We start from the raw sequence: 13,894 nt of genomic DNA on the forward strand, positions 1-13,894 counted from the left end.
TATTAACTCTCTCAAAGATTTTGAGAGTAAATACCCTTTTAACCTTTCACTCCTCCAAGTTGGATACCTTCAATAACGTTTTTCTGTCCGATTATGAAGATAATCAGTAAAGGTAAAATGGCGGAGACAGATGCTGCCATCATTAACGAGTAAACGCTCCCATGTTGATCCGAAAAACTCTGGACTCCGAGTTGAATCGTATATAATTCTTTTGATCTTAAAAAGATTAAAGGGTTTTGGAAATCATTCCAGGTCCAGATAAAACGTAATATTGCATAGGTTGCGATTGCAGGTCTTACCAAGGGTAAAGCAATTGATGTAAAAATTCTAAAATGACCTGCACCATCCATTCTCGCTGATTCTATAATTTCATTACTAATTCCAAGATAGAATTGCCGCAGCATAAACGTTCCAAATACACTGAAACTATTTAATAGAATGAGACCTGTATGCGTATCATAAAGACCGATCCATCGATATAATAGAAATTGTGTCACTAACAACGTTTGTGGTGGAATCATGAAAGTGGCCAATACGATAAGAAAGATGAAATCTCTTCCTTTAAAATTAATTTTGGCAAATCCATACGCTGCTAAACATGATATCGTACATGAAATCAAAGTTGTAAGAACCGTTACCTTGATAGAGTTCCAATATAATAGAAGGAATGGCATAGAACCTGTCCAAACCTCTTTATAATTTTCAACTGCATTCCAGTGTTCTGGTATCCATTGAATTGGAAACGCTAACACATCCTCTTCCACTTTAAAGGAAGCAGAGATCATCCACAAAAATGGCATGAGAAAGGCAATGCCAATAAGAACCATAATAACGGTCATGATTACTTTTCTTAAATCTAGTCTTGCTGCCATCTATCCTGCTCCTTTCTATTAATAATTCACCCATTTTTTCTGACCAATAAATTGAATATAAGTAATGAACAAAATAATCACAAACATAACCAGTGAAATAGCAGAAGCATAGCCTGTTTTTAATTCAATAAATGCCTGCTGATACAAATAAACAACCGGTGTGATCGTCGAATTTGCCGGCCCGCCGTTCGTTAGTACGATGATTAAATCAAACACTTTAAAACTTGAAATAACACCTGTAACAAACAATAAGAAAGTTGTTGGTGACACTAAGGGAATCGTAATTTTCGTAAATTGCGACCAAGCAGAAGCACCATCAATTTGTGCTGCTTCATACAATTCCTTCGGTATATTCTGCAAGCCCGCCAAGTAAATGATTAAATTAAAGCCGATTCCAGTCCAAACCATAATTAACATAACCGATGGTAATGCATAGGTGACGTCTGCTATCCAACCAGGAGGATTTTCAACCCCAAGCCTCAACAGTAATTGGTTAATAGGTCCCTTCGTTGGATGAAATAGCACTTGGAAAACGACTGCAACTGCAACGACACTTGAAATAAACGGCATAAAATAGATGACTTTAAACAAATCTTTCAAATAAACATATTTGTTAATGATTACCGCTAAACCAAGCGAAAAAATTAACGTAATCGGTATGGCTAAAATTAAGATAATATTATTTAGTAATCCTTTAAGGAATAAAGCATTAGTAAGTAATTTCGAGAAATTTTCAAACCCTACAAATTTAGCATTTTCATAACCTGCAACAAAGTTCCAGTCGGTAAAACTTAATATAAATGAAGATAGAATAGGAAATAATACCAATATTGAAGTTCCAATAAACATTGGTCCAATAAATGCATACCCTGCTAGATTTTCCCTCCAGCCAATAAAAGGAGATCCTTTTTTTGCCCTTTTGCGTGCTTTACTATTTGGAGTTTGGACAACCTTTGTTTCAACCTTCACTTCGCCATTCATCATTTTCACCCCTTAATCTTTATTGTAGCTTTAGTATAGGGAATGGAAACGCTTCCAACAATATTGAATTTTTACATTATTGAGAAAATTTTTACTATTTTTAAACTAAAGATGAACTTTTTTTACCTTTTAAACAAAATTTTTACTTCCTTTGAAAAAATAGAAAATTACATCTATGATGCGTGATATATTTATGGATAAGGAGGGAATTTCATGCAATTAGGCTCATTTTCGAATGCAGTTTATACCTTTTGTGATTGGTTCACTAGACTAGCTTATATTAATCTGCTCTGGATTCTATTTACTTTTAGCGGATTCGTCCTTTTTGGATTTTTTCCTGCAACAATCGCGATGTTAGCAACATTAAGACAGTTTATCCGAAAAAATCATCCGCCGGTCTTTCAGACTTTTTGGCATTATTATAAAAAGGAATTCATTAATAGTAATAAGCTAGGATTAATAATAGCAGCAATTGGTTATATCTTATTTATAAATTCCAGCTTTTTACAATCAACAACCAATAACATGACCTCACTTCTTTTTTATTCCAGCATTATTATGAGTTGTATTTACTTTCTCATCATTTGTTATACAATGGCTTCCTATGTTGAAGTGGATCAACCATTGGGAGTCCATTTTAAAAATGCACTTCTTATTACAATTTCCAACCCGGTCCCAAGCCTTTTTATCATTTCTGGTTTTGCTGCGGTTTACTTTGCTGTTACTTATTTATCTGGAATTGGGTTCTTTTTCAGCGTGAGCTTATTGGGTCTTGTGGTACTTTCTTCCGCTAATATGGCGTATAAGAACGTCCTAAGAAAACAAGAAAAATTAAGTGTCTAGAAGAGTTTTATTCTACTTTTTTAATAAATATAAAAAAACACCCAAAATTGTTGATTAGACAACATTTTTGGGTGTTTTCATTTAATCGTAATGATACCGGTGGTCGGGGTCGAACCGACACTCCTTGCGGAACACGATTTTGAGTCGTGCGCGTCTGCCAATTCCGCCACACCGGCATTTGGCAGGGGTAGTAGGAATCGAACCCACACCAAAGGTTTTGGAGACCTTCGTTCTACCTTTAAACTATACCCCTATAATGGTTATTTTGACTACCATGAAGAAACAAATGGTGGAGGGGGACGGATTCGAACCGCCGAACCCTGAGGGAGCGGATTTACAGTCCGCCGCGTTTAGCCACTTCGCTACCCCTCCACAAGAAAGAATGATTCTTAAAAATTATGGCGGAGGAAGAGGGATTCGAACCCCCGCGCGGTTTAACCCGCCTGTCGGTTTTCAAGACCGATCCCTTCAGCCGGACTTGGGTATTCCTCCGCAGTAAAAATTACTTCGCAAAAAACTTTGGTATTTTTTCCTAAGTAAAAATACTTGGTAGCGGCGGAGGGGATCGAACCCCCGACCTTACGGGTATGAACCGTACGCTCTAGCCAGCTGAGCTACACCGCCAAAAATCATAAAATTGCAAGTTATTTTGCTAAGCAAATCTTGGTGGAGCCTAGCGGGATCGAACCGCTGACCTCCTGCGTGCAAAGCAGGCGCTCTCCCAGCTGAGCTAAGGCCCCAAAATTTTTTAAAACATGGTCGGGAAGACAGGATTCGAACCTGCGACCCCTTGGTCCCAAACCAAGTGCTCTACCAAGCTGAGCTACTTCCCGTAAAAATATGGCGCGCCCGAAAGGAGTCGAACCCATAACCTTCTGATCCGTAGTCAGACACTCTATCCAATTGAGCTACGGGCGCATATAATTGATAGTTTATTTTCGCTTTTAAAGAAAAAAACTCTGGTGCCGAGGACCGGAATCGAACCGGTACGGTAGTCACCTACCGCAGGATTTTAAGTCCTGTGCGTCTGCCAGTTCCGCCACCCCGGCAACATTGGAGCGGAAGACGGGATTCGAACCCGCGACCCCCACCTTGGCAAGGTGGTGTTCTACCACTGAACTACTTCCGCAATGTTTTCTTTTTGGTTATTTTCTATCGAAAATAACTTGGTGCGGGTGAAGGGAGTCGAACCCCCACGCCTTGCGGCGCCAGATCCTAAGTCTGGTGCGTCTGCCAATTCCGCCACACCCGCATTAATTAAGCACTACATATACTAACTAGAAAACTAAGTTGCTAACTTCGCCACATCACAGCGGCGACATTGATAATCTTACAACGAATTACGACAAAAATCAACACCAAATTTTAAAGATTTTTTTGTAAGTGAAAAATAATACTAAATTAGCGGGTCGAAGCCTTTAAATCCAATACAGATTTAAACCAAATTAAAAATAAAATGGTTTAGAACCTTTATAATGGGAAAAAATACAATATGAATCATCCCCCAAAAAAGGAGCTGATGTAACCTTGAGTTATTACATGAAAAAAGAAACTGACAGAATTCCTCCAAATCAAGAAAATCAGGAAGAAAACGTAAATACTGTTGAGAAATCACCTGAATTTGATGTATTTGGAACAGCGATAAATGACCTGCACAGTCCTTTTGAATTTTAAAAACCCATCGTATAAAAGAGATGCTCCTCTTTTATACGATGGGTTTTTACTTATCTTTTTACCGCCTTTAGAACTATAGCTTCTCCAACAAAAGAAATTACTTTATCATTTTCAATCAAAATTCTAAATTTTTCTTGAATTTCTTTAGATGATTTTATAATAAGTTGAGTTAAATGATTCCTTTCTTGTTCCGTCAGCTTCATATTTGCACACCATGATTCAAACTGAAAAGACTTCTCAAATCGGTGCCATTCATATACTTCCATACCACTTTCCTCAATCATTTGAATCCATTCGGATTTTTTCCAAGCACGAAAATGACTATAATCGCGTAACTTCTCAATTGTATTATAGAATTGATCAAATTCATCCTTCTCTGGGACTACATTATCATCAAGTAGAAATTGTCCTTTTGGCTTTAATACTCGATGTACTTCCTTTATGAATGAATCCACTTGAGGGAAATGATGCGGCGCTATTCTACAAGTAACAATATCAAATGACTCATCCGAAAATGGCAGCTGTTCAGCATCACCTTGAACAAATTCAACATTTTGATGACCATTGCCTTTAATGAATTTCTCAGCCGCTTCAAGCATTTCTGCCGTAAGATCGACTGCCGTTACCTTTTTAACCAATGGTGCAAATGCATTCGCCGTATGCCCTCCGCCTGTGGCTATATCAAGAAGAATTTCGTGTCCAGTTATTTCAGTCATATCTAACAGCTTCACTAGGTCTTTACCATCCTTATGAATAGGGCTGGAAACGTATGAAGTCGCATTTTTTCCAAATTGCTGTTGAACATCTTTTTTAATATTCACTTTCATCACCTCTTAACTTTAATTTATAGTATTCAGGTAATAATTAAAATTACGAGGTTTTTATGATTTGTTATAAGTAAAACTTATTTTAGATTAAATTTTCAGTTCCAGCACTACAGGGCAATGATCACTCCCCATTATCTCACAGTGAATATCTGCAGAAACTAAGGAGCCACGAAGTTTTTCCGAGACAATAAAATAATCAATCCGCCACCCAATATTCCGTTCTCGAACCTTAGCCATGTATGACCACCATGTATAAGACCCTTCTTTGTCCGGATAAAAATGACGAAAGCTATCTACAAATCCTGACTGTAGAAGTGTCGTCATCTTTCCGCGTTCTTCTTCCGTGAAGCCAGAATTCCCTGAATTGGATTTTGGATTTCTTAAATCAATCTCCCGATGAGCAACATTTAAATCTCCACATAACACCACTGGCTTACTCTGGTCTAATTCTTTTAAATGCGAGAAAACTCGATCCTCCCATTCTAATCGGTAGTCTAGTCTCGCTAAATCTCTTTGAGAATTCGGTGTATATACATTAACAAGATAAAAACCCTCATATTCCAACGTTAGAATTCGGCCTTCATCTTGTGTATCCTCATTTCCTAAACCATAAGAAACTGAGATTGGTTCACTTTTTGTAAAAACTGCTGTACCTGAATAGCCCTTTTTAACAGCGTAATTCCAGTATTGGTGATAACCCTCAAGTTCAAGTGCGATTTGACCTTCCTGCAATTTTGTCTCCTGCACACAAAAGATATCAGCATTAACCTCTTTAAAGTAATCTAAGAATCCTTTATTTACACAGGCCCTCAGCCCGTTGACGTTCCAAGAAACAAGTTTCATAGTAAATTTCTTCTCCCTTACAGCCTTTTTCTATTGCATTGTCTGTCAGGTATTTTACCATAAAACAAGGCAACCCGCAGTCGCCTTGCCTTAAGGTATTAAATATTGTTCTGTTAATTGTGTGGAAAATAGCTTTGACGCAGGGACTATTTTAATGTTGCGTTGTTTAAATTCTTCCATTGATTGAAATATCCCAACAGAGCATATTTTACCAGTTACCCCAACATGTCCAATGGCAATGCCGCTGCCAGTAAATTCAGTGATTTTTGCCAATCTTCTCATTTGTTTTCTCACATGGCTTGAGGAGGATATATCATCCAGGAAGACATCTCTTTTTAGAAGCGGTACATTCATTTCCTTTGTAATCTCTGGAAACTTAGATTTAGGGCTTGTACCGCTATCGATTATATACAATCTTTTCTCCTTAGCAACTTCTACGATTGCTCTAACGATATCCTCGTCCTCGACCGCCAGAGAACCCATATGGTTGTTCAACCCGACTGCATGGGGAACAGATTTTAATGCTTCCTTTACCCTCTGTTTCACTTCTTTTGGTGAAAGATCGACCGTAATGGGTTTTGGACCAAGCCATGAGCGCTTTCCTTTTTTTGGCTGCATAGGTAAATGAACAATGACCTCGATCCCGTTTTTATGGGCCCATTCTGCATGCTTTCTTGAATGTTCTGTAAAAGGCATTACTGCAGCGGTAATGGGGATGTCCCCTTCTAGAAAATCTCTGACTCCTCCTGTTCCGCCGCCAAAATCATCAATAATAATCGCTGCTTTAAGCTGCTTATCATTATTTTTTTCTGCTGACACCGGTGTTTGGATGAACAATAGTAGAAATGAGATAATGATTAAAGCCATTCGTTTCATTAAAAAACCTCCCAAGTAAATATGTTGGCAGTTGATTTTAAATTAATTTGCCCTGAGAGTTTGGATTCATTCTTGCGTTTAATTGCACGAAAAAAAGAGCCCAATTGCTCGGCTCCTTACGTAATTCCTATTCGTCGTATACTTCCACTTTTTCCATAACATCGCCATTACGCATTGCTTTCGCTGCTTCAAGGCCAGAAGTCACTTTACCGAAAACAGTGTGAACACCATTTAGATGCGGCTGAGACTCATGTACGATAAAGAATTGGCTGCCGCCTGTATCTTTACCAGCATGTGCCATTGAAAGCGCACCAGGTACATGTGTATGTGGATTGCCTTGTGTTTCACATTTGATTGTATACCCTGGACCACCTGTACCAGTTCCATTTGGGCACCCGCCTTGGCTTACAAAGCCAGGAATAACACGGTGGAAATTTAAACCGTTGTAAAAACCTTCTTTTGCTAACTTTTCAAAGTTGGCAACTGTACCAGGTGCTTCGTTTGGATATAATTCAAATTCGATTTTTTCCCCGTTTTGCATTTGAATGTGTCCCTTTTTTGCCATAACTAACATCTCCTTTTATGTAAAAAATTCATTTTTATCATACACTTTCCAAAGCAGAAAAGAAAGTTTCTTGGTTTAAAACCTCAGGAAATGTGGTATTATAACAGTACCCCTTCCGAACATTCGCTTGTTGCGGGACACTTAACCACTGTACGGACGGAAGGGGTACGTAGTGTCGTTGGTAGCGGCATTACAAGAAGCCAAGACCTGAGGTCTTGGCTTTTTTAATGGTCTTTATTTGTTAATTGATAAAACAAAAAAATAATTGAAAAGAATATGAGGTAGCCAAAAAAGCTATAGATATGCTTCCAGTCAACAGAATGCTCAAACAAACCAAATAGTTCAGCAAACCTTTCACCTATAGGCATTAGTAAGCTTAGAAATAAAATAATTCCAACCTTCCCCCATTTTGTTACCTTTTTCATCATCATGAGGAAAACCAGCACAAGAATGGGTAATCCTACAAAGGTAAAGGCAATGTTAAATGACAATACCTCAGGAAATGGCCTGATTGGGAACATGTACATTTTCTTGCCAACAAAGTACAGATCTAAGGAAGTACCAAGCAAGATCGTTAATATGATTACGGGTCCATATTCCTTAATTAAAAATGGTGATGACTTTTTTGGCCAAGGCGGTAAGTTCAAGCCTTTCAAGCGTTTTACAGTATTCATCTTCAATCTCCCCAATGATTTGTGTTTCATTTTGCTCCGAGAGATAGTCAGCAATCTTCCAATCACTAAACCAATCTCCCTTTTCCGCTTCTTGGTGTTGAACATTTTTCCATGCAGAACTTAAATCTGGACTATAGATTTTTCTTGCACCCCATCTCAGTTTGCAGGCATTTAAGCGAAGCTGATAGGGAATTCCCGGAATCCCTTCATTCACATTATTAAAAATATGCGGCCAATAATCTTTTCTAGACCCAGTATGGCGGTGTTCATTTGCCCATTGAACAAAATGATTCAATAATTCCTTACTTTGAAAAAGAACGGCGTATAACCTTTTTCCTAAAAGGATACGCTCGTGTAATGATTGAAACTGATGGACTGTTTGCCCCGCAAGGCTATTCTTTCGGTAGGGAAACAAAATATGATTAAATGAAAGTACATCCTGAAGCTTAAACTCGATGGTGTTCAGGACACCCTTTTGATAGATAGGGTTTTGTATTACCCTTTTCTCTAAATAGTTTTGTTCATTAATAACCAGAGCAATTGTTAAGACATAGGAGTCCGATTTTCTCCAAAAATAATTCCAAATACTCTCCATAAAGGTGGATATGTTCATATAAGGGAGCAGATAAAATAATGATTTCTTTTTCTTAATGCTTTCACTATATAGTAATAATTGTGGATAAGCGTCTTGAAAAATCAGCCAATTTCCTCTTTCTATAAATGCGAAAAAGTCATTCCTCTCTTTTTTGGTAAGAAGCCGCGTGAGGAAATCACCCTTTAAATCCGTCATGTTCCAGCCGCCATTTCTAGATACCATATGTCCTAAAAATGCCCAATGGATTTCGGGATATTTTTGATAAATTTCAAAATAGGCGTTAGTCCTTGTCACATTATTTACATTTCTTTCACGTGTTTTCTTTTCTATCCTTTCTAAAAGATCCTGTTCCTCTTTTGGCAGGTTCTTGGAGTCAAGGATTCCCTGATCCTTTTTCATTTTTCCTTTTAATTCATCCTTAATGATTTTAATCGGCGTTTTATCCCTGCTACTGATAAAAAAAATAATCATAACCTCCCTTGAGAATTCTCTGTCTACTTGCTGAATATGTATAGTTGAGAATAATCAATTGGGAGAGGACTGAACGTTGGATTGATTAATACGACGACTGGTATTAACTGGCTGATTGAGATATTGAGAAGGGACCAATCTCCCGATGGCTCATGGCGATATCCTTTTGAAACTGGGTTATCGACAGATGCCTATATGATCATTTTATTACGGACATTGGAAATAAATGATGAAGAATTAATAAAGGGTCTTACTGAGAGGATTATTAATAGACAAGAAAAGAACGGTTCCTGGAAGCTTTTCTATGATGAAAAGAAAGGTAATCTAACTGCTACTGTAGAATCTTATTACGCACTTTTATACTCCGGTTACGTGAAAGGCAATGATAAAGTGCTTTCGGCAGCAAAAAAATTCATTTTATCTAAGGGCGGTTTGGATGAAGTTAATATGTTTACGAAAGTAATGTTGTCTTTAACAGGGCAAATGAAATGGCCATCCTTCTCCCCTCTTCCGCTAGAGTTAATTCTATTACCACTGAATTTTCCAATCAATTTTTATTCCTTTTCTGTATACGGCAGAGCGAATCTGACACCCTTGCTAATTCTGACTGATAAGAAATTTACGTTAACAACGAAAAAAAGTCCAGACCTATCTGACTTACGGAGAGAACGTGCTGATTCTGATACTTGGGTACGGTCGGAGGAATATCGTTCCATATTTTCATTTATTGAAAAAGGGATAAAGAATTTAATTGGACTGCCAAAGCAGCTTCATGAACTAGCACTGCAGCGGGCAGAAAAATATATGCTCGACCACATAGAATCAGATGGTACGTTTTACAGCTATTACAGCTCTACCTTTTTAATGATCTTCGCCCTCCTCGCTCTGGGTTATAAGAAAACCGACCCTGTAATAACCTCAGCTATTGATGGGATTAAAGCGATGAGAACGACGATTAATGGACTGCCGCATATGCAATACACTACAGCTAATATGTGGAATACGTCATTAATTGGATACGCGCTGCAAGAAGCAGGACTTTCAATAGAAGATTCAATGGTTTTGAAAGCGAATCAATATTTATTAAGCCGGCAGCATGACAAATTCGGAGATTGGGTGATTCATAATTCTAACAGTTTGCCAGGAGGCTGGGGATTTTCAGATATTAATACCATCAATCCAGATGTCGATGATACAACATCATCTTTAAGAGCCATTTCTAGAATGAATACTTCAGACGCATGGAGCCTAGGAATAAATTGGTTACTTTCCATGCAAAACGATGACGGCGGCTGGGCTGCTTTTGAAAAAAACACTGATACCAAGCTCTTTGAATTTCTGCCTATTGAGAAGGCACAGTTTATTCTAACTGATCCATCATGTGCAGATATCACCGGCCGTACACTTGAGTTTTTTGGGAACTATACCAATTTATCCAGAGACCATCAAAGTATTAAAGCTGGGGTTAAGTGGCTGCTAAATTATCAAGAGCAGGATGGTTCTTGGTATGGCAGATGGGGTATCTGTTATATTTATGGCACCTGGGGGGCGGTGACAGGATTAGCAGGTGTTGGGGTTTCTGCTCGTGATACTTCTATTCAAAAAGCAATACAATGGCTGCAGGGTATTCAAAATGCCGATGGCGGCTGGGGTGAATCCTGTTATAGTGACAGTAATGGAACCTTTAAACCGCTGGGAGCCAGCACCTTAACACATACCGCTTGGGCACTGGATACATTAATTTGTGTCGCAGAAAAACCCACTGCTGAAATTCAGAAGGGTATAACTTACTTGTTGAAGAACCTAGACAAAGAAGATTGGACCACTTCGTATCCGAAAGGCCAAGGAATGGCCGGTGCATTTTATATCCATTATCATAGCTATCGATATATTTTTCCGTTGCTGACTCTTGCACATTATCGGAACAAGTTCGAAAAATAAACTCGGGCGGGGACATATAATTCCATCGAGTTTTTTAAGAGTATTCATGCTATCACTCTTTTATATCCGTAAGTCCAAGGTAAATTTCTACGATTTCTTCCACTTTCATTCTTACTAGTCCGCTGGATGATGGGGCGACAAAATCAATGGTTCCCGGGACGACTGGTTTCTCCTGTCTCCCCCAGGGAACTTTTTTCATGCCGCTGTACTCCTGATATACTCCCTTTCCTACGAAACAGACTACCTCCGGATTAAGCTGCTCGATTTTTTTCCTTAGGATTTCTTTGCCCTCTTTGTATTCTTCCTTTGTTATTTCATCAGCAGCTTTCGTGGGTCTCGCGACAATATTAGTTATCCCCATTCCCAAATCTAATAGCTTGCCATCTTCAGAAGCATCAAATTTCCTTGGAGTCAGACCGGCATCACGCAAGATACGCCAAAACCGGTTGTTAGGGTTCGCAAAATGATGCCCCGTTTCACTTGAACGAATACTTGGATTAAAGCCTACAAACAGAATCTTCAAATTTTCTTTTATAATATCATTTACTAACTTCAATCTCGTAACCTCTATTCAATGATAATAATCCTATTTTACTAAATCATCTTTATTTTTCATAATGTCCACCGAGGTGATGATTGTCGCCAGCAGCCCAACAATTGAAACAATTAATAAGGAATATAATAATCTTGGCTCCCCAAGCAGCAGCAAGCTCGAGATAATAATAACAGTGTCCATCGCGAAAGCAATGATCCCTACATTTACCTTTGTCCATTTTGCAAACAGTAAAGCTAAAAGATCCATCCCGCCAGGACTTATCTGATTTCTTAACATCGTCCCAACTCCGATTCCGACGATTAGACCTCCGATGATCACCGAACTAATAATGGGTAAATGAAATACATTTCTTAAAGGCACTAACAGTTCAATCATGAAACCTGAGAAAAATGCCCCAATCAATCCATAAGTGAAATAGTTTAAATCAGACTTATACGCCAGCAAGTAAACGGGTATATTCAATACAACAAAAGTCAATCCAATACTAAAATGCCATAAATAGTTGAATAAAATACTGATTCCAAACATCCCGCCATTCATAAGATGGAAGGGCAATATAAATCCGTTTACGCCAACACCTATCATCGTACTTCCAAATCCGATAACACCCAATTTTTTAAGCATGATTCCCATCCCTTGTCCAAAAAATCTATATAACCACTTATATGTGGATACAAGGGAGTTCATTCTTATCCAAAAGGCATATTACGTTAAGCAGCTGTCACCCTTTTTAATTTTCGGACATGTTTGAAAAAGGAAACTACTAATGTTAGGAAGGGTAAAAGCCATAGAAATAAAGCATAGGGCAGATACTCCAAAATTGGAATACCCACGATGGTACTGCACATAATCGCCAACACACTCCAAGGTACCATCCCTGGAAAAAGCATCGTTGTATCTCCCATTACTCTCGCCAATTCTTCTTTTGTGTATTTACTGGACCAATGAGGTAAGAAAGACCTCCCCGTCAGGATAATCGGCAGCGTTTGATTAGCGGCGATAAAACTGATGAATAAAGTCGCAAGCAATGTTTTAAACGTGTCTCCTGTGAGTGTAGTTGAATTTTGCAGCCATTTATCTAGATAAGGCTGAATGACGTTCAATTCCTCCAATAAACCATTATAGGCTCCTGCTAATGCAAGAAAAAGCAATAGTTCGGACATATGAAGAAAACCCCCGCCGAGACCTTCAATTCCATTCCAAAAAGCTAGAATAATATCTAATAACTTAATACCTTCAAACAACGATAGAATGGCAGCAGAAATAATACTTGCTAGAAAAGCATAAACAATACTTACTCGTAACAGAACTAATAGAAGTAAAAGGATTGGCGGAATAAACTTTATTAAAGATAGCTCACTCAATTGCAGGGGCTCTAGCTGACTTCCTGTTTCTTCTGAAAAGAAATCGAAACTCCCATAAAAAAGAATAGACAGTCCTACAGCGAGGATTGTAGTTGGTAACATCGCATTCCATTGTTTTTTTACAGGCAATTCGATTGTATGTGCGAGTAGTTGATGAGCACTCGAAAAGGGTGAGGTTCTGTCCCCGACAAACGCGCCTGATACCAATGCTCCTGCTACAATCTCGGGCTCTAGATTTAGTATTACAGCTGTCCCCAATATTGGAATGCCAATGGCACTTAGAGTTCCAACCGTTGTTCCAAGCAGCATAGAAAAGACCATTGCTGAGATAAATGTTAAACAATAGAAAAAATGTGGATTAATTAAATAAAGTGCGATGTCCACCATTTGTTCAATCGTTCCTGATAGATACCAGGATGGGAGTAAAAAACTAACTAAGAATAAAATAAAAATAACAATCCTAGTCTTATATACACCGCGCATACTTATCAGGAGGATTTGTTTGGCACTCTGCTTTACCTGTTTTGAAAGATAGACTAGAATAAGAAAACCTGGTAAAAACCCAATTACCAGCGGCTGATGAAATATAACGGACCATATTACACCCATTAAGGTAACGGTAAGGAGAAGAATGATTTGTTTCAAAGAAAAACTTTTCATTTCGGACCAACCTTATATTTTAATAAATTTAATTATAATGATTACTAGACCTTTCGAAAAGCAGAAAAATAGAGCCGGGAAAAGCGGCTCCATTCGAATTAATAGATATAATAAATATTTTCATATTCTTCACCAGCAGGCTGGTAGAACAA

General features: G+C 38.2%; 14 protein-coding genes and 11 tRNA genes. 3 read left to right on the forward strand and 22 right to left on the reverse strand.

The window, feature by feature from the left end; translation table 11 throughout:
- Window positions 1–38 precede the first annotated feature (38 nt).
- Together SFC47_RS19300 and SFC47_RS19305 are read right to left on the reverse strand one after the other, a co-directional pair.
- On the reverse strand, window positions 39–872 hold the full coding sequence (locus tag SFC47_RS19300) for a carbohydrate ABC transporter permease (protein ID WP_411255999.1): 834 nt from the start codon (window positions 870–872) through the stop codon (window positions 39–41).
- Between the two features lie 18 nt (window positions 873–890).
- Window positions 891–1,853: a carbohydrate ABC transporter permease gene (locus SFC47_RS19305; protein ID WP_411256084.1), complete on the reverse strand. Its 963-nt coding sequence runs from the start codon at window positions 1,851–1,853 to the stop codon at window positions 891–893.
- Between the two features lie 213 nt (window positions 1,854–2,066).
- Here SFC47_RS19305 and SFC47_RS19310 point away from each other — a divergent pair, with 213 nt between their 5' ends.
- Window positions 2,067–2,696, forward strand: a complete 630-nt coding sequence (locus SFC47_RS19310) for a YesL family protein (protein ID WP_411256000.1) — start codon at window positions 2,067–2,069, stop codon at window positions 2,694–2,696.
- A gap of 94 nt (window positions 2,697–2,790) precedes the next feature.
- Here SFC47_RS19310 and SFC47_RS19315 read toward each other — a convergent pair.
- The 11 genes from SFC47_RS19315 to SFC47_RS19365 form a co-directional block, all read right to left on the reverse strand.
- Window positions 2,791–2,872: transfer RNA gene (locus SFC47_RS19315), tRNA-Leu, on the reverse strand.
- Between the two features lie 3 nt (window positions 2,873–2,875).
- Window positions 2,876–2,949 (reverse strand) — tRNA-Trp (locus SFC47_RS19320).
- A 34-nt stretch (window positions 2,950–2,983) separates the two neighbouring features.
- A tRNA-Tyr gene (locus tag SFC47_RS19325) sits at window positions 2,984–3,068 on the reverse strand.
- Between the two features lie 27 nt (window positions 3,069–3,095).
- A tRNA-Ser gene (locus SFC47_RS19330) sits at window positions 3,096–3,188 on the reverse strand.
- A gap of 55 nt (window positions 3,189–3,243) precedes the next feature.
- A tRNA-Met gene (locus SFC47_RS19335) sits at window positions 3,244–3,320 on the reverse strand.
- Between the two features lie 40 nt (window positions 3,321–3,360).
- Window positions 3,361–3,436 (reverse strand) — tRNA-Ala (locus tag SFC47_RS19340).
- Between the two features lie 16 nt (window positions 3,437–3,452).
- Window positions 3,453–3,529 (reverse strand) — tRNA-Pro (locus tag SFC47_RS19345).
- A gap of 8 nt (window positions 3,530–3,537) precedes the next feature.
- Window positions 3,538–3,614 (reverse strand) — tRNA-Arg (locus tag SFC47_RS19350).
- A gap of 42 nt (window positions 3,615–3,656) precedes the next feature.
- Window positions 3,657–3,745, reverse strand: a tRNA-Leu gene (locus tag SFC47_RS19355).
- Between the two features lie 5 nt (window positions 3,746–3,750).
- A tRNA-Gly gene (locus SFC47_RS19360) sits at window positions 3,751–3,825 on the reverse strand.
- A gap of 38 nt (window positions 3,826–3,863) precedes the next feature.
- A tRNA-Leu gene (locus SFC47_RS19365) sits at window positions 3,864–3,948 on the reverse strand.
- Between the two features lie 287 nt (window positions 3,949–4,235).
- Between SFC47_RS19365 and SFC47_RS19370 the strand changes: the two genes are divergently transcribed.
- A complete protein-coding gene (locus SFC47_RS19370) occupies window positions 4,236–4,370 on the forward strand; it encodes a hypothetical protein (protein WP_411256002.1) in 135 nt (44 codons plus the stop codon).
- A 50-nt stretch (window positions 4,371–4,420) separates the two neighbouring features.
- On the opposite strand, the gene SFC47_RS19375 is transcribed toward SFC47_RS19370, so the two are convergent.
- The 6 genes from SFC47_RS19375 to SFC47_RS19400 all read right to left on the reverse strand — a co-directional run bounded on the left by SFC47_RS19375 (window position 4,421) and on the right by SFC47_RS19400 (window position 9,221).
- Window positions 4,421–5,191, reverse strand: coding sequence for a class I SAM-dependent methyltransferase (locus SFC47_RS19375; protein ID WP_411256003.1), 771 nt, complete (start codon window positions 5,189–5,191; stop codon window positions 4,421–4,423).
- A 93-nt stretch (window positions 5,192–5,284) separates the two neighbouring features.
- Window positions 5,285–6,040: an exodeoxyribonuclease III gene (locus tag SFC47_RS19380; RefSeq protein ID WP_411256004.1), complete on the reverse strand. Its 756-nt coding sequence runs from the start codon at window positions 6,038–6,040 to the stop codon at window positions 5,285–5,287.
- Between the two features lie 90 nt (window positions 6,041–6,130).
- Window positions 6,131–6,916, reverse strand: a complete 786-nt coding sequence (locus SFC47_RS19385) for a divergent polysaccharide deacetylase family protein (RefSeq protein ID WP_411256005.1) — start codon at window positions 6,914–6,916, stop codon at window positions 6,131–6,133.
- A 127-nt stretch (window positions 6,917–7,043) separates the two neighbouring features.
- Window positions 7,044–7,481 (reverse strand): peptidylprolyl isomerase, encoded by a 438-nt coding sequence (locus SFC47_RS19390; protein WP_411256006.1) that lies wholly within the window; start codon window positions 7,479–7,481, stop codon window positions 7,044–7,046.
- A gap of 224 nt (window positions 7,482–7,705) precedes the next feature.
- Entirely contained in the window at window positions 7,706–8,155 is a 450-nt protein-coding gene (locus SFC47_RS19395; protein ID WP_411256008.1) for a CBO0543 family protein, read from the reverse strand.
- The gene (locus SFC47_RS19400) at window positions 8,082–9,221 is read right to left on the reverse strand and encodes a DUF2515 domain-containing protein (protein WP_411256009.1); all 1,140 of its coding nucleotides are present in this window, start codon (window positions 9,219–9,221) and stop codon (window positions 8,082–8,084) included. The genes SFC47_RS19395 and SFC47_RS19400 overlap by 74 nt, the downstream gene beginning before the upstream one ends.
- A gap of 81 nt (window positions 9,222–9,302) precedes the next feature.
- On the opposite strand from SFC47_RS19400, the gene shc reads away from it, so the two are divergent.
- Window positions 9,303–11,162, forward strand: coding sequence for a squalene--hopene cyclase (gene shc / locus SFC47_RS19405; protein ID WP_411256011.1), 1,860 nt, complete (start codon window positions 9,303–9,305; stop codon window positions 11,160–11,162).
- Between the two features lie 52 nt (window positions 11,163–11,214).
- On the opposite strand, the gene mug is transcribed toward shc, so the two are convergent.
- The 3 genes from mug to SFC47_RS19420 all read right to left on the reverse strand — a co-directional run bounded on the left by mug (window position 11,215) and on the right by SFC47_RS19420 (window position 13,742).
- On the reverse strand, window positions 11,215–11,718 hold the full coding sequence (gene mug, locus SFC47_RS19410) for a G/U mismatch-specific DNA glycosylase (protein ID WP_411256012.1): 504 nt from the start codon (window positions 11,716–11,718) through the stop codon (window positions 11,215–11,217).
- 30 nt (window positions 11,719–11,748) lie between these two features.
- Window positions 11,749–12,342 (reverse strand): YitT family protein, encoded by a 594-nt coding sequence (locus tag SFC47_RS19415; protein ID WP_411256013.1) that lies wholly within the window; start codon window positions 12,340–12,342, stop codon window positions 11,749–11,751.
- Between the two features lie 86 nt (window positions 12,343–12,428).
- Window positions 12,429–13,742 (reverse strand): Na+/H+ antiporter NhaC family protein, encoded by a 1,314-nt coding sequence (locus tag SFC47_RS19420; protein ID WP_411256014.1) that lies wholly within the window; start codon window positions 13,740–13,742, stop codon window positions 12,429–12,431.
- Window positions 13,743–13,894: the final 152 nt, after the last annotated feature.

The sequence above is a fragment of the Neobacillus niacini genome, assembly GCF_046591715.1.
In the GTDB taxonomy this organism is placed as follows: domain Bacteria; phylum Bacillota; class Bacilli; order Bacillales; family Cytobacillaceae; genus Neobacillus; species Neobacillus niacini_L.

Coding starts and splice junctions, on each gene's coding strand:
- SFC47_RS19310 (WP_411256000.1), top strand. CDS start 2,067: ATGCAATTAGGCTCATTTTCGAATGCAGTTTATACCTTTTGTGATTGG.
- SFC47_RS19395 (WP_411256008.1), bottom strand. CDS start 8,155: ATGAATACTGTAAAACGCTTGAAAGGCTTGAACTTACCGCCTTGGCCA.
- SFC47_RS19390 (WP_411256006.1), bottom strand. CDS start 7,481: ATGGCAAAAAAGGGACACATTCAAATGCAAAACGGGGAAAAAATCGAA.
- SFC47_RS19385 (WP_411256005.1), bottom strand. CDS start 6,916: ATGAAACGAATGGCTTTAATCATTATCTCATTTCTACTATTGTTCATC.
- SFC47_RS19415 (WP_411256013.1), bottom strand. CDS start 12,342: ATGCTTAAAAAATTGGGTGTTATCGGATTTGGAAGTACGATGATAGGT.
- SFC47_RS19420 (WP_411256014.1), bottom strand. CDS start 13,742: ATGAAAAGTTTTTCTTTGAAACAAATCATTCTTCTCCTTACCGTTACC.
- SFC47_RS19305 (WP_411256084.1), bottom strand. CDS start 1,853: ATGAATGGCGAAGTGAAGGTTGAAACAAAGGTTGTCCAAACTCCAAAT.
- SFC47_RS19400 (WP_411256009.1), bottom strand. CDS start 9,221: ATGATTATTTTTTTTATCAGTAGCAGGGATAAAACGCCGATTAAAATC.
- SFC47_RS19380 (WP_411256004.1), bottom strand. CDS start 6,040: ATGAAACTTGTTTCTTGGAACGTCAACGGGCTGAGGGCCTGTGTAAAT.
- SFC47_RS19370 (WP_411256002.1), top strand. CDS start 4,236: ATGAAAAAAGAAACTGACAGAATTCCTCCAAATCAAGAAAATCAGGAA.
- SFC47_RS19300 (WP_411255999.1), bottom strand. CDS start 872: ATGGCAGCAAGACTAGATTTAAGAAAAGTAATCATGACCGTTATTATG.